This is a genomic window from Chroococcidiopsis sp. [FACHB-1243] (genome assembly GCF_014696895.1).
GTDB lineage: Bacteria > Cyanobacteriota > Cyanobacteriia > Cyanobacteriales > Chroococcidiopsidaceae > Chroococcidiopsis.
Map to the genome: position 1 here is coordinate 1 of NZ_JACJQX010000063.1, position 24,118 is coordinate 24,118.

Below are 24,118 nucleotides of genomic sequence, written 5' to 3' on the forward strand. Positions count from 1 at the left end.
GGTATCATCAATCGTTAACATTTATTATTTCTATTCAGCTCAAAAGTTATCACATTTTGGGCTGCTTTTTTATGGCGATTTCTTAACATTCAACACTTCTGAGCAACACCTTGTCCAATACTGTTAGCAAGTTCATTGAAAACATAAGAAAATTGCTTTACTCTTAATATTCATACGGATTTTGAGGTTCGGGAATTTTCTTGGGGGCAGCATTGGCTTGAATAGTTAATTGGCGTTTATCTTTTAAAGTTTCGGTGATCATTTGTCCTTCCACCTCCAGCCAAGTATCGGGCGGATAAGCCTGACGATCTTCCTTCAATTTAACTGGCAACCCTACCGGATACGCATCAGCGGCGCAGCAGGTAATGACAAACCGCGAAAGGAGCAAGTAATTAGGTGGAAATTCCGGCGGATGGATCGCAAATCCTTGCACCTTGACTTTTTGACCTGTATATGCATCAGGTTCGGGATAAACATTCAGCGTCCGCACCCAATCTAACAGCGATCGCGCCTCTGGTTTGACGGAACCGTAAAAGGCTTGGGGTTGGGAACGGGTAGCAGCGAGAAAGTCTGTCACCCCCCTTTGCATGGCGGTTTGGCTGGCAAAAACGCGGGGAGTGAAAATCAACCCGGCGATCGCAGTTACTAATAGCAAAATACTGCTAAAACCAGGCGGAAGCAAACTGATGTGACGCACTGGCAATACGCGGCGTTGACGCAGGAGTTGCCAAGCTTTTAAACCTGCCACACTTAAAAACCCAATTCCCCCAGCAATTACCAACCAAAAATAATCGGGGTGAATTAATAAATTTAGCTTACCAGTCAGCCAGTATTTCAGCATCAAACTGCCCCAAGCAGCGATCGCAAATACTTCTAACCAATTTAGGATTTTATATTTGTTATTTGTCATTGGTCATTTATTATTAGTCATCGATCGTTGGTCATTTGTCGCGCACTTAAATCACGTATAAATTAATCAATAATGTAAATAAAAATGTCAATTGAGCAGCTAAGGCAAATAAATAAATAATTGCCCTTGGTTTAAAAATTGATAGCATCAGACCAATGCCTTTAAGGTCAATCATGGGTCCAAAGATCAAAAAGGCTAATAACGAGCCGCTAGTAAAAGTGGAGGCAAAGGATAGGGCAAAGAATGAATCTACAGTAGAACAAATCGATACGACGGCTGCTAAAAGCATCATGGTGAGGATAGAGGTAATTTCGCCACCACCAAGATTTAAGATTAATTCGCGGGGGACAAAAACTTGAATTAATGCCGCGATCGCGCTGCCAATGACTAAGACAGAACCGAGTTCGCGTAGTTCTTGTATGGTGTTATCTAATAACAACCGTAAGCGTTCTGGTAATGGTTTAATGGGCGTGGCTGCTGCCAGACTTGCTTGTAATACCGATGCATCTATCCTAATTGGATCTCCCGACCCTGATAGCCAAAACGTACCCGATTGTAATAAGTCAGATGAGGTTTTCTTTCTATCTTTGTGCGGCTGTTGTTTTGGTTGCCAAGCTGCTGCTAAAGCTGGTTGTAATAAGGGACGCAGATCTTTTTGAGCGCTGAATACCCAACCGATAATGGTGGCGATCGCTAATGAAAATACGACTCGTAAAACGACAATTTCTGGCTGATCGCGAAATGCCGTCCATGTTGCCCAAATGACAATCGGGTTGATCGTTGGTGCTGCTAATAAAAAGCCAATTGCTACGGGTGTAGGCACTCCCTGCATCAACATCCGTCTCGCCACGGGGACGTTACCGCACTCACACACGGGAAATAAAAATCCTACCATGCTACCAACCAAAGCACCTAACAGGGGGTTTTTGGGTAGTTTCGCAATTAACTTGCGTTCGTCTACAAATAGCAACAGTATCCCAGAGAATAACACCCCCAGCAGCAAAAACGGCATTGCCTCGACAAGCAAGCTGAGGAACAGGGTAAAAGCATTGTTAAGCTGTTGGTTCATGCGTTGCGTAGCAGAAAGCGTTGTCGATTAGCAAACATCTGCCAAGCCATTGTAGCTAGATTTATTGACGCTACGGAATACAAACATCAGGCGCACATAAACCTGAAAATTCCATTGTGTTTACGGTCAATGTATCTAATTCTACCCGCTTAATTGCATGGTTATTCGTATCGGCGACGTACAAGTAAGCACCGAAAAGACTCAATCCAGAAGGTTCGTTAAACCAGCTATTTTGACCTTGAGCATCGTGTAAACCCGCTACCCCTCCCAATATAGTTTGGCAATTACCGCTATGAGGATTGACTATTTTAAGTTTGTGATTGTAGGTATCGGCTATCCACAAGAAATTTCGAGCGGATTCTATCCCTAAACAATGCTGGAGTCGCACGTCAGTACCAGTTCCATCGACATCGCCAAAACCGAATAATTCTCCACTCCCGCAGATTGTCCGTACTTCAGGATCGAGCATTAAGCCAATACCGCGAATGGAACTACCTTCACTGTCAGCAACGTATAGTTCTCTACCATCAGTGGTAATCCCACTCGGTTGCGCAAAAGCCGAATCTGCGACTAAACCATCTAAACACGCTTCAGCACCTGTACCCGCGTAAGTTTGCAATATGCCTTTTTCTAAATCCATTTGCCAGATTTGATGATTTCCCGCCATCGCAATGAAGAGATAATTCTTCAGCATTACCAAATCCCAAGGGGAATTTAAAGCGGTTTTTTGACCAATCCCACCATAAGGACGGATATTACGACTTTGTTCTCCGGTTCCAGCGATGGTTTCTACACGCTGTAACAGTAAGTTGATGCGGCGAATCGCGTGATTTTCGGTATCCGCTACGTAGAGTAATTGGTTCTCTTCGTCCAATACCATGCCTTGGGGGGCAAAAAATTGCGCTTGGGTAAAGTCTCCATCGGTTAACCCAGGTTTTCCCGTACCTATGACGTGGAGAATTTCTCCATCGAGGGTACTCCAAATAATGCGGTGATGTCCTGAATCAGCGATGAATAATCCAGTGGCAGTCGCCAATACTTTACCAGGAAATGCTATGGGTGTAGTTAAGGGTTGTCGTTGTTTTTCTAAAATTAGACTGAGTTCTTGAGATGCGATTGTACCTTTAGCTCGATAATCTTGAATTAGTTTAGCAATTAATTCATCTAAAACTTCCCGATTTCCTTCCCCCGCAGCAGAGCCAATGACGTACCCTTCTGGGTCAATTATCATTAGCGTAGGCCACGCACGCACTGCATATTGTTGCCACACCTGAAAGCCAGTGTCAACTAAAACTGGATGCTCGATGTCATACCGCAGGATGGCTTGACGAATATTCTCGACTTCTTTCTCGTTATCGAATTTAGCTGAGTGAACGCCAATAACCGTAAGGCTGTCCTTATACTTTTGTTCTAAATATTTCAAATCTGGCAGAACGTGCAAGCAGTTGATACAACAATAAGTCCAAAAATCGAGAATGACAATTCTACCTCTGAGTTGCTGAAGCGATAGCGGCTTGTCGGTATTTAGCCAAGGCTGATTTTGAGGTAGTTCCGGCGCTCTCACCCGTACAGTCTTCATGTAAAGTCTTACTCGACAATAACGGCGTTTAACGATTCTAGCGGAATGCTGAAGACGTAGTAGATGACTCCCATGCCACCAATATGGCGTAGAAGAATACAAAAAATCTGTTTTGCAAACAACGATTTGTCGAGCGGAATATAGTACGATAGGAAAGCCGCTTTAAATTACGGTATATCGGGCGATTATATCGGATATGGATATTGCTCTTACTTTTGGTGTTTTGGGACTAGCCATAGTTTTCTTCATCTTTGAATGGCTACCTGTAGATGTTACCGCGATCGCGACAGCGGTTGTACTGATGCTACTGGGACTAATCACTCCAGAGGAAGGGATAGCTGGCTTTAGTAACTCCGCAACCATTACGGTATTGGCAATGTTCATCCTCAGTGGTGGGATCGAACGCACGGGTGCAATTCAAATTGTCAGCGATTTTCTACTGCGGCGAGGGGGGAAAAATCCGACACGGCAGATTTTTGTTTTAGGGGCGATCGTTGGTCCGATTACCGCTTTCCTCAACAATACAGCAGTCGTTGCCGTTTTTATTCCAATTGTGGAGGAATGGAGTAGAAAACGAAATATTTCTGTCTCCAAACTGCTCATACCGCTGTCCTACGCCACAGTTCTAGGCGGAATGATTACAGTTATTGGCACTTCGACAAATGTTGTCGCCAGCAGTTTGTCAAAAAAGTTGGGATATGGAGAATTTAGTTTATTCCAATTTACCCCAGTAGGATTAATTACATTTGCGATCGGCTTGGTATATCTTGCCTTCGCCGCACCTAAGCTATTACCAGATCGAAAACAGCCAGCTGCAACTCCCGCGATCGCCAACTATGGATTAAAAGATTACTTTAGTGAAGTGGTTGTCGCGCCACGCTCAAATTTAATCGGACAAACGCTACGTTCTAGCCAAATCGAGCAGCGATTTGATATTGCCGTGGTGGAACTCTTTCACAACAGTCGCCGCTATATCAAACCTGTAGCAGATAAAGTGTTAGCGGGTGGCGATATTATGATCGTGCGCGGTAATCGCGGCGATGTACTCAAAATTAGAGATGAACGAGGAATTGAAATCTTACCAGAAATCGAATTTCAGCAAGAATTCCCAACATCTGAGTTAAATTCAGAAAATCGAGCTATTTCTGAGGCTTTGATAATTTCCAACTCTAGTTTGATTGGCTCTACGCTGAAAGAGTTACAGTTTCGCCTGCGTTACAACCTTACAGTACTGGCAATTCGACGCAATGACGAAATTATCCGCGATCGCTTGGGTAAAGTTCGATTGCAATTTGGCGATGTCTTACTCTTACAAGGTGCGAGAGATAGTTTGATCGGACTGCAAAATAGTGCAGATTTCTTGGTGGTAGAACCGCGAGAAGTGGAAACCCTGCGACGGGACAAAGCCGCGATCGCGATCGCGATTAGCTTAGCAGTGGTTATTACTGCTGCTTTTGAGTGGATACCAATTTTAGTCAGTTCCTTGGCAGGAGTTGTCTTAATGGTAGCGACTGGAGTGTTAAAGCCAAGAGAGATCTATCGGTCGGTACGTTGGGACATTATCTTTTTATTAGCCGGACTGATTCCCCTCGGTACGGCGATGGATAATTCAGGTGCAACCAAATGGTTAGCGAGTGGTTTAGCATCGCTCGGCGGTCAATTCTCTGGTTTTTGGTTACTAGTCTGCTTTTACATTGCCACAACCGTACTCACAGAGATTCTATCTAACAATGCTGCCGTGGTGCTGATGCTTCCAGTTGCGGCTAATGTAGCAGAAACCTTGAGTCTCAATCCGTTTGCTTTTATGTTTGTCGTGACATTTGCTGCTTCTAACAGCTACCTCACACCAATTGGTTATCAGACAAATACGATGGTCTATGGTCCTGGTGGCTACAAATTTCTCGATTTTACTAAGGTAGGAGCGCCACTAAATTTAATTTTGACATTTCTTACGCCTTTACTGATCGCTTGGTTGTATGGCGTGAACCAGCTGCCAGTAGATTAGTTTTTTTGTAAGGTGAGCGTTGCCTACCCTACAAATGAATTTCTTTTTTGAGAAAGAATCTGCTGTAACCTGGCGGAAAATTTGGCAATTCACCAAAAATGACGTATCCCTGTTGCTGGTAAAATTCTGGTGCTTGGAAACTAAATGTATCTAAATAAGCATATTTACAGCCGCGTCTGACAGCTTCTTGCTCCGCAGCCTCTAATAAACCATGACCGTAGCCTTGTCCGCGCCAAGTGTCATCTATCCATAAAATATCGATATACAACCACTGCCAATAAGTCGAACCAATCAACCCGCCAGCCAGACGATCTCCTTCATTTCGTAAAAAGATAGCTAACTGCTGGAAATGTCCCTCACCTGCGCGATCGCGATTAAATGCCAGCAGTTGTTGCAAAATAAATTCTATGTCTTCAGGATGCGGCTTCTCAGTTATGTCAATCCTAAGCGGCTGTTTCACAAAAATTCATCCAAATTAAAAAAGTTTAGCGTGCGTACAAATAGACTGTATCATCGCAAATAGAAGTAAAAAACTGTGGCTCATTCAGAGATTTGTCGTATGTTGCGCTCGTAAATCATATAAACAGTCATTTTCAAACACTTTCGTTAAAAAATGGGCAAATTTTACCCCCTCCTAGTCAGTGGTATTAGCATTCTGTGCTTTCTAGCTCAGATAAGTCCACTACAAGCCCAAACTTTCATGAGGGAGCAGGGACGATCTGGGAGTAGGGAGCAGAGGGGGAAGACAAGGGAGAGGGAGGAGACAAGGAAGACAAGGGAGAATAAACCAACAACCACCAATTACCAATTACCAATTACCCAAGTTTCCCAATTATCCGACGTGCAACCCGATGACTGGGCAAGTCGAGCGTTGCAATCTTTAATCTGGCGCTATGGAATAGTTACAGGCTATCCGAATGGGAAATTCCTTGGCAATCGTACCTTGAGTCGTTACGAATTTGCGGCGGCTTTAAGTACGGTAGTACGGCAATTGGAGGGAGCGATCGCTAATGGTAAGCCAGTACAAGCAACTCAAGATGATTTAGCAACTCTCAAAAAACTTCTGCAAGAGTATGCTGTCGAATTAAAAGATTTACAAAGTCGTTTAGATTCTCTAGAAGCTCGAAACGCCGAACTCCAAGCGAACGAGTTTTCCACAACGACTAAACTTACAGGTCAAGTTATCTTTGCAATTAATGGGGGTGGCTTTGGTGGAGATTCCCTTCGCGACCCTACAGGTACGGAAATTGCCGATAATAATCCTGTTACTACGTTATTTTACAGAACTCAGTTAGATTTTGATACGAGTTTTTCTGGTACTGACTTACTCAAAATTCGTTTGGATACTGGTAGTAACGGCAACCGCGATAATGCAGCCGGAGTATTAGAACCTAATTTCGGCAGCGGACTTGATTTCTCGACTAGACTATCTCGAAATGAAGACTTGGGCTTGGGTCGGCTTTACTACAGCTTTAGCGCCGCTAAAAATCTCCAAATTGTTTTAGGGACTGCGATCGCACCTACAGATTATCTCGATCGCAATCGTTATGCTAATCGCAGTTTTGTTGATTTTTCGACTCAAGCACTGGTTAACAACTACCTTCTCTTTCCGATTGACGAACAAGGTGCTGGGGCGGTTGTTAACTGGCAAGCGAACGAGTTTTTTACATTACGGGCAATGTATCTTGCGGCAGACGCAGAAAATTCTGGCAGTCGCGATGAGGTTGAAGGTGTATCGGCTTTAACAAGGCTACTCTACCCAGATGAGGGTGGAGATCGCGGTTTATTTGGCAATCCTTATCAGGGAACGGTTGAGTTAGAATACTCTCCTAACCCAGGTTTTACTCTACGCTTGCAGTACAGTGGTGGAAATACTTTCGATCGCCATTTCGATGTGTTTGGAGCGAATGTCGAACTCAATTTATCGCGCCGACTTGGGCTGTTTGGACGTTATGGCTACGGTAGCTATGACGATACTATTTTTGGAGATCTCGAACCGTCTTACTGGATGGTTGGAATATCGCTACGCAATTTGTTACTACCTGGCGCTGTAGCGGGAATTGCAGCAGGTCAACCTTTTGTAGAAAATGCTGTAGGGGATGCGACTCAAACAAACTTTGAAGCCTACTATAACTTTCCCCTCAATGAAAATATAGCGATCGCTCCTTTAGTTCAAGCGATCGCCAACCCTAGCAATCAAGCAGATAATGGCACAATTATTACTGGTACTATCCGCACCGTATTCTCTTTTTAAAAACGCAACCCAAGATAGCAATCTCTAGCGTTTGTGCTCAACTTCTGCTTGAGCCTCATCCATAGCTGCTTTTTTATTCGGCTCGTTAGTGTCAAATGTTACTTTAGTTTGCTTAGCTTTGAGGTTGAGGACTTCAGGAATCTTTTTGGGCAGCGTCTTGATATTTTCTAGCCCGGTATCACCTATTCTTCTACCTGGCGCATCTCCCAAATCTTCAGCTTTTTCTTGAATGCGCTTGACAGTATCAGGGGTGACAGGGTTATATTCTCCCGTTGCAGATTCTACAGCGTTTGCTTGGAATGCTGGCAGTGCGACAAACAAAATCGTTGCTAAAACTACGGTAACGATTCGACGCAAGCCCATGTTCTTCAATTTATCAACTACTTGCTTCATTTGAATCCTCCAATGATTTTGATTACTAAAATTAGCGTTTCTTTAGAGTAAAAACTTTTAGAAACACAATTGCTAAGGTTGCTAACAATAAGCGCTCCTTAATTGCTTTGTTTTAATTTTAGTTTTCGGATCGATCTTGCCGTAGGAGGCGATCGCATATCTTCTCTCTTGAGTAGGAGTTTTGAGCGAATGCCATAAATGAGTGAATTTAACTTTAGTTAGACTTGTAGATCGTTAAAATACTTCTTGGTTAAGTTTCGATTCCCCCATCCCCCCTTTTCAAGGGGGGCTAAGAATGGTTTTGTCTTTTTCTTTTGAAAAGAGGGGCTAAGAACGCTCCTGTCTCCTCCTTTTTAAGGGAGATTAAGTAAGTACGATCTTGTTTCCCTCTTTTTAAGGGAGATTAAGTAAGTACAATCTTGTCTCCCCCTTTTTAAGGGGAATTAAGGGGGATCTTTTCCTTACATCTCCAGATTCAATTTCCTTTCCCCGGCTTTAGTTGCCATAAGTAAGGTAAAATTGGTTCTATTTTGTATTTGTTCTTAATAAGACTATCGCGCACTGGTTCTGTACAATCTCCATAAATGAAGATATCGCCAGAATTTTGTGGGATCTCTTTTAAAGGAGCGATATCAACTAATCTTAATCGAACTTTTGGTTCTAATAAGTAGCTCAGGGAAAGTAAATTACCATTGTTGATGCAACCATTAGTAGAAACTATGAGAGGATTATTTGCTCTATTGAGAAAGCTAGCTACTTGAGGATTACTATAACTAATTTCTTTAATCCACCAGGTATTAGCTTGGGAACTAAGCGTGCAAGATATGATTCCAGCCAAAATGAGTAAAGTTGCGATCGCTTGCCAAATTCTGCGAGACAATAATCTCGATTGACTGATTTTTTGACTCAATAAGTAAGCAACTGTTAGCTGAATGCTTAAATAACCAGGAAACAAATAACGAGGCACGATCGATCTCTGTCCGCCTTTGATGATATCTGGTATCAGTAGTGGTAGCGTGGTTGCAGCCATTAAGGTAATAATAAATAGCCAAATCCTTAAAGGTGCGTGACGGATTGTGAAATAAAATGCATAAACTATTAGAAGTAATATTAGGAAGTAGACAATTAGAAATTCTGGATCTTTTTCCAAACCCAGATCGAAAAACACATGACCGATATTGAGTAGCCAGCGACGACTAAAAATGTCTGCGGGTAAAGCATTATTCGTCCATCCCGTCGTCATCTGAAACATGGAATAGTTCTGAATTAAGCTCAACATCCAAGGGGTAAAAAGTAATAAGCTCAAACCCGAGGAGAGAAGATAAGCGATCGCTCTTTTGCTCAACCTAAATTTTTCAATTATGAAAACGTAAACTCCATAACCGACGGCTACTAGTCCAGATAAGAAAAAAGTATAAAAACTAGTTGCTAAAGCGAAGGCATATACAATCCAAATCTGGATTTTATTCAGTCGAATTGCCCTGAGTAAAGCGGCACTCGATCCTAGAATTGTTACCGTCCATAAAGCGTATTGCCTTGCTTCTTGAGCAAATAAAACATGCACCGGAGAGACCGCTAAAAGCGCGATCGCCATCCATGCTATGAGAGATGATTGAAACAATTCTAGACACAACCAATACAAACAAGGAAATACTAAGAAGCTAAATAAAATGCTTAAACTTCTAATTATCGTAATACTATTTCCAAATAATTGTACCCAGAATCTCAACAAAACATAATATAAAGGTGGATGTTGAGAGTCTTCTATAGCAAGAGAATGAATTGTATCTTGTAATTGGCTTCCAGGCTTGAAACGTTGAAACGTTTGCAAGTATTTGATACTGCTGTCTCGATGAGCGTATGCTCCTTGAGAGAAGTCTTTCATCGTGTAGCCAGCAATTCTTAAAGAAGTATAAGCTTCGTCGTGCCAATAAACTTTTTTATCGATATTCGTAACTCGAAAAGCTATTCCTACACACAAAATAATTATAAATAGTAAGCGCAGCCATTTAAAATTGAATTTACGATACTTCTCCATAAAGCATTAATATGGTTAGATAACAACAATTGCACGGTAAAATTTAGAATTTCAAACGTAAGGTGGGCATTGCCCTACTATAAAGGAATTCTCAAGGTTTATTTAGGTTACAATAGCTAATATTTCAAAAGAAAAGCTCTGTGTCAAAGGGAAGCACTCCAGTATATATCAGACGTTGCTATCCTTAATTAGTCTAAAATGCCCTTGATCAAACTGAGATCGTCGAAGCAATGAATAGCCAATATCCAATCCCAGTAGTCATCAATGGTGCTGCGGGCAAAATGGGACGCGAAGTTGTCAAAGCAGTTTCCCAAGCTACCGATCTGACCTTACTAGGGGCGATCGATCGCAACCCAGAGCATCAAGGTAAAGATGCAGGAGAACTAGCGGGTTTACCAGAACCATTAGAAATTCCAATTACCGACCAATTAGATCCCATGCTTGCGATGGCGGGGCAAGAAAGGCAAATTGGGGTGATGGTAGACTTTACTCATCCGAGTACAGTGTATGACAATATCCGCTCGGCGATCGCCTATGGAGTGCGTCCAGTCGTCGGTACGACAGGTTTAAGTCCCGCACAGATTCAGGATTTGGCTGAATTTGCTGACAAAGCCAGTACAGGATGTTTGATGATTCCCAACTTCTCAATTGGGATGGTTTTGTTACAACAAGCCGCAGTCCAAGCCTCTCAATATTTCGATCACGTCGAAATTATCGAACTGCACCACAACCAAAAAGCCGATGCACCCAGCGGTACGGCATTGCAAACCGCGCAGATGTTGGCTGAGTTGGGGAAAACTTTTAACCCACCCCAGGTAGAAGAAACAGAAAAATTACCAGGTGCGAGAGGTAGCGTCGCAGCAGAAGGTATTCGCATTCATAGCGTCCGCCTACCAGGGTTAATCGCCCATCAAGAAGTGATTTTTGGCTCAGCAGGTCAAATTTATACCTTACGCCACGACACGAGCGATCGCGCCTGCTACATGCCAGGAGTGCTGCTAGCGATCCGTAAAGTCATCCAACTCAAAACCCTCGTTTATGGGTTAGAAAAAATATTATGAAAAGGAGTCAGGAGTCAGGAGTCAGGAGTCAGGAGATAGAAGAAGTCAAAAGTTAAAAGTCAAAATTTAGGCATCAGAAATCAGGAGTTAGGATTTGAAATTTCTTTCTCCCTCAGCTCCCTCAGTTCCCTCAGCTTCCTCAGCTCTCTATGTTAGTTCCACTCACGCGCCAGAAGTTTGAACAACTCATTCCTCGTATTGCTACGGGCGATCAATATCGCTACGTTTGGGGAAAATTTTCTGACTTTTTGCGTCGATTGTTAGCTTCTGTTGTCGCTGTTGTCGTCGTGTTGTTGTTGCGATGGCTGTTGGGTGAGGGATTTGGGGGTTTGCTACTTCCCTTTGGGGTGGTTGGCGGTTTTTATTGGCTGTGGGGTCCCGTACTGTGGGCGAGTTTGCGTAACGCACAGTACCGCAAATACAAATACAGTGGTTTCTTTCGCGGTCGAATCTTAGATGTTTATATTTCAGAAGAGCTAATTGGTAGAGAAGAAACAGTTAACAATAAAGGCGAACTAGTCTATGTAGACAACCTAGAGCGCCGTCTAAATGTCGAAGTTGGAGATGAAACTGGTTTTTCCATCCAGGTACAAGTGCCACTGCGCCGCAGTCACAAAGGGATTGCCCGCCGTCAAGTGGTAGAAATGATCGTACTATCAAATCGCGCTGATTTGAGCAATATTACCAAAGTGACCGATATCTACATTCCCAGCCGCGATATTTGGGTGAGCGACTACCCATTCTTGCAACGAGATGTCTTTGTGGAAGTCAGCAACCGCATCCGTCGCGATCGCCTAGAATCCGAAGAAGAACCTCGTTCTCCGCGCAATCCCCCTCAAAGAAAAGAACCACCTCAGCTACCGAGACAAGATCGGGAATGGTAGAAGGAAGAGAGCTGAGGGAGCTTCGCCTCAGCTCTCTTCTAGGGGGGTGTAAGCCAGCCAAGCTAGTTCTAGCAATCCGTCCAAAATTCCTGTAGCTACCGTTGCACCACCCTTGGAACCCTCCGTCCAAATTTGGGGGACAGAAAATTCCTGCAAGCGTTTTTTGGTCGTATCTACATCGACAAATCCCGCAGGCGTGGCAATTACCAAAGCTGGTTTGATTGCGCTAGCGACAATTAAATCTATTAAAGTGGCTAATGCACTTTGGTCTTGACCGATCGCAAAAATTGCTTCGGGATAGCGCTGAGCGAGGTTTTCGATTCCCCAAGCCGTAGCAGTCTTATCTTTTTGCGGACGAGCGATCGCGTCTAAGCCGCAATAAAGGGGATTGGCAAAAGTGTTTTGAATCTGGGGTAGAACGCCTACTTGGATTGTCGGTACATCCACCACAATCGTACAGCGAGCAGCGATCGCCGCCGCTCCTGTTTGCATTGCTGTTTCTGAGAAATGAATTAAATTCTTATACTCAAAATCGGCAGTAGCATAAATGACACGACGGACGATCTCATATTCTGCGGGAGAGAAGTCATAATTGCCAACCTCGCGATCGACGATCGCCAGATTTTGGGCATTAATTATCTGCCATTCCATAGAGAAAGGCTGGGAGCTAAGGACAGAGACCAGTTTAACAGTTATCAGGGAGCAGGGAGCAGGGAGCAGGGAGCAGGGACAAGGGAGAATAATAACCAACTACCCATTACCCATTACCCATTACGTTTCCGAAGCAGAAGAACGACCAAATATTGGCGTGAGATAAGCTACGAGCGCTCCAATTAGAAAGCCTGAGATATTGCGGATTAGAGGTAGCCATTCTGTAGTGCGCGTGACAACTGGTCCAATACCGAAAGCAATGAATAATATGCCCCACAACGGCGAGAAAATCAAAGCCCACTGCCAAGCTAGAGCTTGCCCTGGACGACGGGGTTGAGCGGCAAAACCACAAATTACGCCTCCCAGTGTTGATGTGATTAGGGTGAGAATCCACTGTTCTCTTGGTAGTCCCGGAACGACGTTACAACCGCCTTTGACTAGACAGCCTTCAACGGATTCTAAAGCTCCAAGAATGGCGCGGTCTTCCCCATGTTCTCGCACGTAGTACAAATTACCAAAGCGGGTTTGTAGTTCGATCCAAAACGTGCGGGGGAGAAGTTCGTAAACTGCGTCGCCAACGCTAAAACTGAGAATGTTACCACCGCGAGAGTCGGCAACTAGAAGAATACTTTTGTCATCTAAACCCCAAAAGTTAATTACTGCTCTACCAGGAGTGCGATCGTACTGGGTTAAAACTCTCAGTTTCCAGCCAGTATCAGCGGCAAACTTATTTAAATCTGCTACGAGTTGTTCTTCCTGAATATCGGTAAAAGTCTTTGCTAGGTCAATGACCGGGGTAGGGCGGTCGGGTAGCAGTTCTGGATTGTCATAAGCTAGGGCTGCTGATGGTTGCATCATCCAAACCAACCCTGCCAGAAAAAATGTTGTTACTAAAACCGGGATTCTTCGCCAAAATGAACGCTGCATGGGCAATTATAAGTTGTAGATCGGAGTCTCAAAATCGCTACTGTCGTAAGAATTATTATAATTAAGTCGCGTTTTTTTACATTTGTTTACTTTACTCTAATTTAGCGACCCCAAGCAAATCAATCGGAAGTCAAAAATTAAAAGTCAGCAGTGATGGTAATGGGTAATGGGTAGTTGGTAGTTGGTAGTTGGTGGTTTTTTCTCCCTTGTCTCCCCCCTCTCCCTTGTCTCCCTGCTCCCTCAGAAAGAAATCTACGTTTGTGTAGATACGGGAAAATTGACTGTGGGGATAGAATTCCTGCTGTAAATGCGCGATTTGGGGAAAGATTTATGCCGCAATATTTTGGACAACTGCCAACGACTGACCAACCGTGGGTAACTGTAGGCGCAGTGGAGGCAGTATCGCAAAGCGATCGCGCTGTCCAGTTGGATTGCGGTGAGTCTTCTGTATTAATTAGCGTTATTGATGCTCATCTTATTCGCGTGCGTTTAGCTCCTAACGGCGAATTTTTTCCCCAGCGCCCTTGGGCAGTTGTAGGAGACGAAGATATAGAGCGATCGCCCGTTCCCTTTGAAGTTGCAGAAACACCTGACACGGTAGAAATTAAAACAGATCGGCTGCGAATTGTCGTTCAACGCCAACCTTGTCGCCTCACTTGCTTTGACAATTGCGATCGCCCTTTTGCCAAAGATGCCGAAATGGGTATGGCTTGGCGCATGGGTGCAACCGCCGCCTGGAAACAAATTGAGACTGACGAGCATTTTTATGGTTTTGGCGAACGCACGGGTTTGTTAGATAAATTAAGCGAAGTTAAAACAAATTGGACGCTAGATGCTCTAGACTACAACTCCTTGACGGATGAGATGTATCAGGCAATTCCATTTTTTATGGCTTTGCGTCCAGAAGTCGGCTATGGCATCTTTTTCAACACGACTTTTTGGAGTCAGTTTGACATTGGCGCAGCTCAACCTGGAACTTGGAGCATGGAAACCCGCAGCTTAGCGGGAATGCAGACACCACCCCTAGACTACTACATCATTTACGGTCCCGATCCAGCCACAATTCTAAGTAGCTACACGCAGCTAACAGGCAGAATGCCCCTCCCGCCTCGTTGGGCTTTGGGATATCATCAGTGTCGCTGGAGTTACGATTCAGAAACAGCAGTACGAGAACTTGCCCAAGAATTTCGCCGCCGCCGCATTCCCTGCGATGTAATTCATTTAGATATCGACTACATGCGGGGGTATCGCGTCTTCACTTGGAGTCCCCAAAGGTTCCCACATCCAGAGAAGCTACTGCGGGAACTAGCCGAGGATGGATTTAAGACGATAACAATTATTGACCCTGGGGTAAAGTACGAACCGGAAGCAAATTATCATGTTTTCGACCAAGGGATAGACAAAGATTATTTCGTCCGTAAAGCAGATGGACAGTTATTTCATGGTTACGTCTGGCCAGATAAAGCCTTGTTTCCCGATTTCTTGCGTCCTGAAGTCCGGCAATGGTGGGGAAACTTACACGAAAGCCTTACCAGTATTGGTGTAGCCGGAATTTGGAACGACATGAACGAACCCGCGATCGCCGATCGCCCCTTTGGTGACGACGGTAAGCATATCTGGTTTCCACTAGATGCACCCCAGGGAGCAGGGGGAGACAAGGGAGACAAGGGAGAAAAAACCACCAATTACCAATTACCAATTACCAATTACCAATTACCAATTACCAATTACCCAGTCACAACTCACGCCGAAGTTCACAACCTTTACGGGTTGATGATGGCGCGATCGAGTGCTGAGGCGCTGAAAAAATTGCGCCCTAACGAGCGATCGTTTATTTTGACTCGTTCGGGTTATGCTGGCGTACAAAAGTGGTCGTCGGTGTGGATGGGAGATAACCAGTCGTTGTGGGAGCATTTGGAAATGTCCCTGCCAATGCTGTGCAATATGGGGTTGTCGGGTGTAGGGTTTGTTGGTTGTGATATTGGTGGTTTTGCTGGCAATGCTACAGCAGAACTGTTCGCCCGTTGGATGCAAGTCGGAATGCTCTACCCCCTCATGCGCGGTCATTCGGCAATGACAACTGCTCGTCACGAACCTTGGGTTTTTGGCGATCGCGTCGAACAAATCTGTCGCGAATATATCAACTTGCGCTACCAGCTCTTACCATACATTTACACTCTATTTTGGGAAGCTGCTAACACCGGAGCGCCGATTCTCCGCCCCCTACTCTACCATTTTCCCCAAGACCCCACGACCTACAACCTCTACGACCAAGTATTGCTGGGTGCTGGTCTGATGGCTGCACCAATTTATCGTCCTGGGATAGAACATCGTGCGGTATACATACCTGCCGGGACTTGGTACGACTGGTGGACGGGGGAGGCGTTCGCGGGACCGACTCATATTCTGGCACGCGCACCATTGGAAAAAATGCCTCTCTATGTACGGTCTGGGACAGTCATCCCCATGCAGCCCGTAGTACAGTTTGTCGATGAAAAACCATGCGATCTCCTCACACTGCGCGTTTGGACAGGACAAGGAGAATGGACGATGTACGAAGATGACGGACTTAGCTTTGATTATCGTCAAGGTGTCTGGTCAACCACTACCTATCGTGTCAATACAACAGGAGAAGAAACAATCGTTGAGATTGACGCGCGACAGGGACAATGGACACCACCAGCGCGAGAAGTCGTTGTCGAAGTGGTGGGAGTCGGTCAGCAACGTTTTAGCGATGATGGAACGGCTCGCCGTTTGCAGTTTACAGGGAGCAGAGAATCGGGAGCAGTGTAGAGACGTTGCATGCGGGAAAAAAAATTCTACCTTTTTATAGATGACTTTAGCTCGATGAATGTACTTACCTTTTGATAGATGCCGCTATTTTGGGAATCTGTCACTCTAAAGCAAAGCAATGAAAACTGATTCATTGACCGCCAATCGTTCCTCGCTAACAATTTCGTGTAGAGGTAGAGTGCATGTTGACAGATAATTTCGTCCAGCAAATTCAGTCCATGCAAGGACGGTTGGATCTGCTGCTTCATAATGTAGATTGTCCGCAGCTTCAATCAGACCTGTTACCCACAGCACTTAAGGAACTTGGTGTTGCTTCGGAAGAAATTCAAGTTACTCTGGAAGAACTACATCGGCAGAATGCAGAACTTTTAGCGATGCGTAGAGCTTTAGAGGAAGAACGCAGGCGCTACAAAGATTTATTTGAGCTGGCACCGGATAGCTATGCGATCGTCGATCTCTCAGGTACGATTCGAGAAGTGAACCAGGCAACTGCTAAGCTTTTAAACGTATCGCAGCGCTTTTTAAGCGGAAAACCGCTGACTACCTTTCTTAGTGCCGAAGACCGGGAAATATTTTGGTACAAATTCAATGAGTTACAAGGTATGGAAGAATCGCAGGAATGGACGATGCACCTTTGTCCGCGCGATCGCCAGCCTGTAAAAGTGGCAGTTGTAGCAAGTCTGTCTAACTGCGAGAAAACGGGTCAACCTACGACTATCCTGCTATCGCTGCGCGAGATTGGCGATCCCAATCGACATTTGTATCTATCTGACAAACTTGAGCCACACAACCAAAACATAGATCTATCCATCGACGAGCTAGATCTCAGTCAAAAACAGATTTATTTGAAAGGGGAAACGATCCGACTCAGACCGGAGACCGTTTGGTTAGTGTGTCGCGGGATTGTCAAGCTAGCAATAGCCTGCGAGACAGGCGAGGAGGTGCTACTGGGTCTGGCAGGAGCGGGTTCGCCATTCAGTGCTTTAGATATAGAAGCTTTCGGACTTTGTGAAGCCACAGCATTAACCGAAGTCGAACTGACTTGTTATTCTTGGTCGGAGTTAGCAGCAAATTCCGCTCTCGCCCAAAAATTATTACCCAAAGTTAACCAACGGCTACAGCAAACAACGGCTCTTTTAGCGATTTCTGGCAAGCGCCATGCCAAGAGCCGCTTGCATCATTTGCTGCTATTGCTAGCTAAGCAAATCGGTCAACCTACGGAGCGAGGTATTCGTTTGGGCATTCGTCTAACTCATAGCGATCTTGCTGCTGCTTGCTCGACCACCAGAGTTACGATCACGCGCATGTTAGGCAAATTACAGGCGGAAGGAACAATTGAGATTGATAGCAAGAATCATTTTATTGTCTGCCACGAGCAGCGACCGCAGATTAGCGCTTGAAACGAACTATATGGGAGATCGCGCCCATGTAGTTCGCTGAAGGTTAGCAGTTAACAGTTAACCACCACTGCAATAAGTCGATTGCTCAGACCAGATTGATACATATTGCTATATATTTAGTTGCAGATCTGTTCTAAGGTATAAATTAAATTGTTATAGCCACATAACATTAGATTGTAAACGGGGAGGTACGCTCATCAGCCATCGAATACCGCTCGCCAATCATCAATCGTGAATAATGCTCTTACCTGGATTTCTGTTCGAGCTTTCCCTGATTGTGGCAGTTGCACTTGCATTAGTGCAACTATTTGCTGGTAAGCTGCGATTTCTGAGCGCGACTCCGCGTAGCATATGGTTGTCTGCCAGCAGTGGGGCTTCGATGGCTTATGTATTCGTTCATATTTTGCCAGAATTAGGCGAGGCACAAGCAGTCATTCGAGAAGTTGTAGGTGGATGGCTGGCTTTTTGGAGATACCATATTTACGTAGTCGCGCTTTTGGGTTTAGCGATATTTTATGGTTTGGATCGGGCGGCGATCGCATCGCGTCGTTACAACCGCAAAGAGAGCAGAGGAGATGTAGCGGCAACAAGCGTCTTCTGGCTGCACATCATTGTTTACGGTTTTTACAATACCCTCATTGGCTACTTACTGCTCAATCGCGATGATAATGATGCGATTGGAATGCTGCAATTTGCTTTAGCAATGGCATTGCATTTTGCAGTCAACGATTATGGCTTACGAGAACATCACAAGTTTATTTATAACGGTATTGGTCGCTGGGTATTAGCAACGGCGGTGATTGTGGGGTGGACGCTTGGTAGTGGCGGTATGGGAGTTGACCGCACGGCGATCGCATTTATGTCTGCTTTCCTTGCTGGCGGAATTATTCTTAATGTCTTGAAGGAAGAACTACCAGCCGAAAGAGAAAGCCGCTTTTGGGCATTTGCTCTCGGTGCGGGAGCTTATACTTTATTGTTAACGTTATCCCCCTCCTCTTCTTAGCGATCCTCAAACTTATATAATGATGGGAGTATCGTCATTCTCCGCAGGTATCGTGACCCTTACACCGATCTCCCCCAACTCCCAACCATCTACACAACGTCCTGACTCTTTCGGACGATTTGGACGTTTTGGCGGAAAATACGTACCGGAAACGCTGATGCCTGCACTAAGCGAGTTAGAAGCAGCGTATCAAAAATATCGACACGACACGGACTTTCAACAAGAGCTGCAAGATCTCCTCCGTGACTACGTAGGACGAGCCACCCCCCTCTACTTTGCCGAACGCCTCACAGCACACTACGCCCGTCCAGATGGCATGGGGGCGCAAATCTACCTCAAACGAGAAGACTTAAATCATACGGGCGCTCACAAGATTAACAACGCCTTAGCACAAGTTTTGCTGGCGAAGCGGATGGGCAAACAACGCATCATTGCCGAGACAGGTGCGGGACAGCACGGCGTTGCTACAGCTACCGTCTGCGCTCGGTTCGGACTAAAATGCGTCATCTACATGGGCGTACAGGACATGGAACGCCAAAGCCTGAACGTGTTTCGGATGCGCTTGATGGGGGCAGAGGTACAACCTGTAGCAGCTGGTACGGGGACGCTCAAAGATGCCACCTCTGAAGCTATTCGCGACTGGGTGACGAACGTAGAAACAACTCATTACATCCTCGGTTCTGTAGCTGGTCCCCATCCTTACCCAACAATTGTCCGAGACTTTCAAGCAGCAATCGGTCAAGAAACCCGCGTCCAAGCAATGGAAAAATGGGGTGGCTTACCAGATATTTTGCTGGCTTGTGTAGGTGGCGGTTCTAATGCTATGGGGCTGTTTCACGAATTTGTCAACGAGCCGACCGTCAGACTCATTGGTGTTGAAGCTGCTGGAGAAGGAGTCACTACGGAAAAACACGCCGCGACTTTAACCAAAGGTAGAGTTGGGGTACTGCATGGAGCCATGAGTTACTTGTTGCAGGACGAAGACGGACAGGTGATTGAGGCACACTCGATCAGTGCGGGATTAGATTATCCTGGTGTGGGTCCAGAGCATTCTTTTTTAAAAGAGATCGGTCGGGCAGAATATTACAGCATTACCGATGAGGAAGCGATCGCCGGATTGCAGCGTCTCTCACAGCTAGAAGGGATTATTCCCGCTCTCGAAACCGCCCATGCGATCGCCTATCTCGATATCCTTTGTCCGCAGCTAGACGGTAGCCCTCGCATTGTCATTAACTGTTCGGGACGCGGTGACAAAGACGTACAAACCGTTGCTAAGTACCTAAAAATGATTGGCGATTAGCAACTAACAATTAGCAATACTTTCCGAAAACAACCACCTAGAGCAGGTAGATCTTTATGATATGCCTGCAAAATGTCAGATAAGTCAATCTGAAGTTATCAATAACTGCCGTGATTCAAGAGGTGGAAACATGGATCGGCAATTCCAACACTCAATGCTACCGCAAGCCACTCATGATGAGCTGGCGCGACAAAACTTTGTTAAAAGCCTGAAACTACACATCGTTAAAAATCTCAGTCCCGGTAATAAGAGAGTATACGAGCAAGTTGTCAAGCCCCAATTTGAACGCGAACACCAGCGCTCGCCTCAAAACCGTCATGAAATCCGCACTGCTATGCAAAGACACCCGCATTATCTTTGGTGGAGTGCCTTGCGGCGCATCAACCAGGAAATGTTGTGGGATGCAGTCAACACCAGTGTAGAGCGACAATTACCAGAACTCATCGACCGGGCAAAACAGAGCGATCGCCAATTAGGTACGCTGACCCTAGACCCAAATTTCAAAATTCCTGCCTACCAAACCGCTGTCGATATCCATTGTATGCCTGGTAGCTATCACAGCGAATATACAGCAGACGATCTAGCTGCTGGGGCGACCTACGATCGCGGCGTTTATATTTACGGTGCGGGGTGGTTGGGTCCGCTTAACGATGATATGGGCTTGTCCATTGTCAAAAACTACCTGAAACCAAAATATCCCGACTTTCGACCCGCCAAAATTCTCGATTTGGGTTGTTCTGTCGGTCACAGTACTTTACCCTATGTCGATGCCTATCCAGAAGCCCAAGTCTACGCGATCGATATTGGCGCACCAATGCTACGCTACGCTCACGCTAGAGCAGAAGCTTTAGGCAAGCGAGTCCATTTTTCTCAACAAAATGCCGAACGGACTCACTTTGAAACTGCTTCCTTTGACCTGATAGTTTCTCATATCCTGCTGCATGAAATTCCCCTTCCAGCCATCCGTAACGTGATGCGAGAATGCGATCGCCTCCTAGCTCCTGGGGGGATGACGATTCACGTAGAAGCACCCTTGTACAGCCACATGGATGCCTTCAGCGCTTTCATGTATGACTGGGAAACTGCCAACAACAACGAACCTTTTTGGAGTGCTATGCGGGAGTTGGACTTGACAGCCGTTATGACTGAAGCTGGATTTGCAGCAGATCGAGTTATACAAACCTTCGTTCCCAATGGTGCTTGGAAAACTGCGGCTGACAATTCCCAACAAGGAGGAGGTAGTAGAGGTAGCTGGTTTATTATTGCTGCTACTAAGTAAATGGAGGAAGTCATGGGGATGAAAAAAGCCAAGGGCAAACGCCCCGTTTACTTTGACGAGCCGCAACTCGATAAATTGCTGTCCGCGATCGTCGCGTTAACAGGTGAGGTGTCTGTCTTGCGGGAACGTCTCGATACTGTAGAACGTTTACTAGCGACAAAAGAAGTTATATCACTGGCAGAGATTGAAGCGTATCAGCCAGAGGAACCAGTAGTGCAGGCACGGGAACAATGGCGTAGCGAGTATATTGCGCGAGTGTTAGGGGTATTGCAGGAAGAAACAGTTTCAGAATAATTTAGAGCGCGTGGTCGTACGCTTTTCTTACGTTGCAAAATTGCAAGATTGAAGATCCCCCAGCCCCCGCAAACTCGGGGGTTTTGTTTTGTGCGGCGGGTTAGGGGAGTTCTTGCCTTAGCTTATATCTTGCACTTGGGCGAATAGAATTTGCAGCTAGACAGACAAAACCAGCCTGCGCGGGTTTCAAACCTTTGATTTTTCTTGAGTCCGCCTGCGCGGACTTAAATTGTGTAGTCGCGACTTATAGTTGCCCAGGCTGGTGCAAGATTTGAGCTGAACCGAAAAGTCTTGAGTGAAATAATGCTCGCTATACGCTATAAAACCTCCAATATTCGTCAATAATTCAGAATTTCCATGTAGCAAGTCTCAACGATTTGTGAATAACGATATAGCCTTCTTTAATTGGACAAAATACAAGATCTGTAGGGGCGCACAGAGAAAGCGCCCCTAAAGCAGGCTTCTAGCCTGCTCCACGTTCATGAATCAAATAGGATTGCTATATATACCGAGTGTTAACAGTTAACCATTAACCATTAACTATCAACAAACACAGCGATCGGTTTATGACTTAAACAAAATCGCTGTGGCTGATGTTTCAGTAAAATTACTTCGATATATAGCTTCAGTAATAATTCGCTTGTTAGCTAATTAGAGATAAAGTTGAATAGATTTATAAACTATATTTTTGCAGTTAATTTTAAATCTTTCTGCAAAAAGTTTCAAGAGTGACCGCATTAGATTAAACTATACATTTGCTAATTCTTTTAGCAACGGTTCAGTCTGGAAAATAAACTCATCTGCTAATTCTTTTAGCAGCAATTCATCCTGAAAATTTTCAGTTTCACTTGCTTATTCTTTCATTGGAAATCATTGCATGAAGCATTCTGTGTTGTTCAAACTAGCCTTGTGTTCAGTTATTTTTACCGCTGGAACAACAATTGCGGCTAACGCTAAAACCCCTACTTTTTACCGAGAGATCGCTAAGAAAAACATACTTGCAAAGCCGAAACCTAATACGACTATCCTAGCTCAGGCTGATACTTCCTCCGTAGAACGGGCTGTTTTCAACCGAATTAATCAATATCGCCAAGGACGTAATTTAGCTCCTTTAACTTGGGATAATAGCATCAGCAATCAAGCTCGAATTCACAGTCAAAATATGGCGAGTGGTGCAGTTCCTTTCAGCCATAATGGTTTTCAGCAGAGAGTGCAAGAGATTGCCAAAGTCATTCCCTATAGAGGAGCAGCAGAAAATGTTGCGTATAATCAAGGTTACGCCGATCCTGCTGCCAATGCCGTTCAAGGCTGGTTAAATAGTTCTGGACACCAACGGAATATCGTAGGTAGTTATAACCTAACTGGTGTTGGTGTTGCCAGAAATTCAAAAGGAGAGTACTACTTCACGCAAATATTTATCTTGAGGCGATGAAGCTAAAATTTGTCCGATTGTTTGAATCTCAATCAACTTAATTGCTAGGGTACGCGATCGCGTACCCTATTATTTTGGTTCTTCAGTACTTGTTATGCCAAATTATTAGTTATAATTGGTAAAAAGTATGAAAAACTGGATCAAGAATTTACTAAAAGCATTGCGGGGATTGACATATAAAGAATATTTCTTGTTAACTTAAATACAAGCAGAGTATTTTTATGTGAATTTACAGTTATGGCTAGTAAAAGAGATATGAAAATTTTAACAGAACTGATTGATTTAGGCGATGTAGAAGTTATATCACATCGGCTTCACGCTGGGATTGGAATGATTTTACAAACTGAACAAAGAAATCATATAGTACTTGCCCTAGGTGTGACACAAAAAGCCAGAAATTACATCAAAATCATCGATATATTGTGAAAGACTTACCTTGGGGAGAGAAACCAGTATTTTTAGAAGTTAATAGACGACAGTTCAAATGTGAAATATGTAAACAACCATTTAGCGAAGAGCTAGATTTTGTGAGCCAGAAAAGAACTTATACAAAACGACTTGCACATCAGATAATATAAGAAGTTTTCGATTCGGATATTCATAAACAAACTCAAGCTAATTAAACGCTCGGCTTATGGATTTAGAAACTTTGAAAACTTCCGAGTTAGATGCTTATTAAATTGGCATTTCAATTGTTGGTTTAGCATACTATCCCTCTTCTGTCACTTTCCGAGTAGAATGAATAAAGGAATCAAAAGATAAAACTCTACAAGGTAAGGAGAGCAATGAATGTAGAATTACAAATCTTGAAGCATTTGGCTTTCTTATGCCCAGCCAACAGTAGCA

21 protein-coding genes are annotated in these 24,118 nt (G+C 44.6%); 13 read left to right on the forward strand and 8 right to left on the reverse strand.

The genetic code is table 11. The features are described 5' to 3' along the window. Positions 1 to 163 precede the first annotated feature (163 nt). The 3 genes from H6G17_RS28985 to H6G17_RS28995 all read right to left on the reverse strand — a co-directional run bounded on the left by H6G17_RS28985 (position 164) and on the right by H6G17_RS28995 (position 3,558). Positions 164 to 910, reverse strand: a complete 747-nt coding sequence (locus H6G17_RS28985; protein WP_192162007.1) for a TIGR03943 family protein — start codon at positions 908 to 910, stop codon at positions 164 to 166. A 46-nt stretch (positions 911 to 956) separates the two neighbouring features. Beyond that, positions 957 to 1,979, reverse strand: a complete 1,023-nt coding sequence (locus H6G17_RS28990; RefSeq protein WP_192162008.1) for a permease — start codon at positions 1,977 to 1,979, stop codon at positions 957 to 959. Positions 1,980 to 2,049: 70 nt separating this feature from the next. Then, positions 2,050 to 3,558 carry a thioredoxin-like domain-containing protein gene (locus H6G17_RS28995; RefSeq protein WP_192162009.1) on the reverse strand — a complete coding sequence of 503 codons (1,509 nt, stop codon included), beginning with the start codon at positions 3,556 to 3,558 and terminating at the stop codon, positions 2,050 to 2,052. A gap of 196 nt (positions 3,559 to 3,754) precedes the next feature. On the opposite strand from H6G17_RS28995, the gene H6G17_RS29000 reads away from it, so the two are divergent. After that, positions 3,755 to 5,563 (forward strand): SLC13 family permease, encoded by a 1,809-nt coding sequence (locus H6G17_RS29000; RefSeq protein ID WP_192162010.1) that lies wholly within the window; start codon positions 3,755 to 3,757, stop codon positions 5,561 to 5,563. 28 nt (positions 5,564 to 5,591) lie between these two features. On the opposite strand, the gene H6G17_RS33690 is transcribed toward H6G17_RS29000, so the two are convergent. Then, on the reverse strand, positions 5,592 to 6,023 hold the full coding sequence (locus H6G17_RS33690; protein ID WP_192162011.1) for a GNAT family N-acetyltransferase: 432 nt from the start codon (positions 6,021 to 6,023) through the stop codon (positions 5,592 to 5,594). Between the two features lie 240 nt (positions 6,024 to 6,263). Between H6G17_RS33690 and H6G17_RS29010 the strand changes: the two genes are divergently transcribed. Then, positions 6,264 to 7,817 (forward strand): iron uptake porin, encoded by a 1,554-nt coding sequence (locus H6G17_RS29010; protein ID WP_242038662.1) that lies wholly within the window; start codon positions 6,264 to 6,266, stop codon positions 7,815 to 7,817. A 24-nt stretch (positions 7,818 to 7,841) separates the two neighbouring features. Here the strand turns inward: H6G17_RS29010 and H6G17_RS29015 are convergent, their stop codons facing one another. After that, entirely contained in the window at positions 7,842 to 8,210 is a 369-nt protein-coding gene (locus tag H6G17_RS29015) for a hypothetical protein (protein WP_192162013.1), read from the reverse strand. 475 nt (positions 8,211 to 8,685) lie between these two features. Further along, positions 8,686 to 10,248: a glycosyltransferase family 39 protein gene (locus H6G17_RS29020; RefSeq protein ID WP_192162014.1), complete on the reverse strand. Its 1,563-nt coding sequence runs from the start codon at positions 10,246 to 10,248 to the stop codon at positions 8,686 to 8,688. Positions 10,249 to 10,478: 230 nt separating this feature from the next. On the opposite strand from H6G17_RS29020, the gene dapB reads away from it, so the two are divergent. Together dapB and H6G17_RS29030 are read left to right on the forward strand one after the other, a co-directional pair. After that, positions 10,479 to 11,309 carry a 4-hydroxy-tetrahydrodipicolinate reductase gene (gene dapB / locus H6G17_RS29025; RefSeq protein ID WP_192162015.1) on the forward strand — a complete coding sequence of 277 codons (831 nt, stop codon included), beginning with the start codon at positions 10,479 to 10,481 and terminating at the stop codon, positions 11,307 to 11,309. A gap of 149 nt (positions 11,310 to 11,458) precedes the next feature. Next, complete coding sequence (locus H6G17_RS29030) at positions 11,459 to 12,193, forward strand: phosphate ABC transporter permease (RefSeq protein ID WP_192162016.1); 735 nt, start codon at positions 11,459 to 11,461, stop codon at positions 12,191 to 12,193. A gap of 27 nt (positions 12,194 to 12,220) precedes the next feature. On the opposite strand, the gene H6G17_RS29035 is transcribed toward H6G17_RS29030, so the two are convergent. Together H6G17_RS29035 and H6G17_RS29040 are read right to left on the reverse strand one after the other, a co-directional pair. Then, entirely contained in the window at positions 12,221 to 12,844 is a 624-nt protein-coding gene (locus tag H6G17_RS29035; RefSeq protein ID WP_192162017.1) for a precorrin-8X methylmutase, read from the reverse strand. Positions 12,845 to 12,964: 120 nt separating this feature from the next. Continuing rightward, a complete protein-coding gene (locus H6G17_RS29040; RefSeq protein WP_106216248.1) occupies positions 12,965 to 13,771 on the reverse strand; it encodes a TPM domain-containing protein in 807 nt (268 codons plus the stop codon). 330 nt (positions 13,772 to 14,101) lie between these two features. Between H6G17_RS29040 and H6G17_RS29045 the strand changes: the two genes are divergently transcribed. From H6G17_RS29045 to H6G17_RS34935, 9 genes are all read left to right on the forward strand, one after another. Continuing rightward, complete coding sequence (locus tag H6G17_RS29045; protein ID WP_192162018.1) at positions 14,102 to 16,564, forward strand: TIM-barrel domain-containing protein; 2,463 nt, start codon at positions 14,102 to 14,104, stop codon at positions 16,562 to 16,564. A 182-nt stretch (positions 16,565 to 16,746) separates the two neighbouring features. Continuing rightward, positions 16,747 to 17,964 (forward strand): helix-turn-helix domain-containing protein, encoded by a 1,218-nt coding sequence (locus tag H6G17_RS29050; protein ID WP_192162019.1) that lies wholly within the window; start codon positions 16,747 to 16,749, stop codon positions 17,962 to 17,964. A gap of 238 nt (positions 17,965 to 18,202) precedes the next feature. Then, positions 18,203 to 18,967, forward strand: a complete 765-nt coding sequence (locus tag H6G17_RS29055; RefSeq protein WP_192162020.1) for a hypothetical protein — start codon at positions 18,203 to 18,205, stop codon at positions 18,965 to 18,967. Positions 18,968 to 19,019: 52 nt separating this feature from the next. After that, a complete protein-coding gene (gene trpB / locus H6G17_RS29060) occupies positions 19,020 to 20,267 on the forward strand; it encodes a tryptophan synthase subunit beta (protein ID WP_192162021.1) in 1,248 nt (415 codons plus the stop codon). A 130-nt stretch (positions 20,268 to 20,397) separates the two neighbouring features. Then, positions 20,398 to 21,546 carry a class I SAM-dependent methyltransferase gene (locus H6G17_RS29065; RefSeq protein WP_192162022.1) on the forward strand — a complete coding sequence of 383 codons (1,149 nt, stop codon included), beginning with the start codon at positions 20,398 to 20,400 and terminating at the stop codon, positions 21,544 to 21,546. 12 nt (positions 21,547 to 21,558) lie between these two features. After that, positions 21,559 to 21,840 carry a hypothetical protein gene (locus H6G17_RS29070; RefSeq protein ID WP_039717448.1) on the forward strand — a complete coding sequence of 94 codons (282 nt, stop codon included), beginning with the start codon at positions 21,559 to 21,561 and terminating at the stop codon, positions 21,838 to 21,840. 877 nt (positions 21,841 to 22,717) lie between these two features. Further along, positions 22,718 to 23,272 carry a CAP domain-containing protein gene (locus tag H6G17_RS29075; RefSeq protein ID WP_192162023.1) on the forward strand — a complete coding sequence of 185 codons (555 nt, stop codon included), beginning with the start codon at positions 22,718 to 22,720 and terminating at the stop codon, positions 23,270 to 23,272. A 237-nt stretch (positions 23,273 to 23,509) separates the two neighbouring features. After that, complete coding sequence (locus H6G17_RS32930; protein WP_199317085.1) at positions 23,510 to 23,698, forward strand: hypothetical protein; 189 nt, start codon at positions 23,510 to 23,512, stop codon at positions 23,696 to 23,698. Continuing rightward, positions 23,695 to 23,850, forward strand: coding sequence for a transposase family protein (locus H6G17_RS34935; protein WP_347276481.1), 156 nt, complete (start codon positions 23,695 to 23,697; stop codon positions 23,848 to 23,850). Before H6G17_RS32930 ends, H6G17_RS34935 begins: the two co-directional genes overlap by 4 nt. The last annotated feature ends 268 nt before the right edge of the window (positions 23,851 to 24,118 follow it).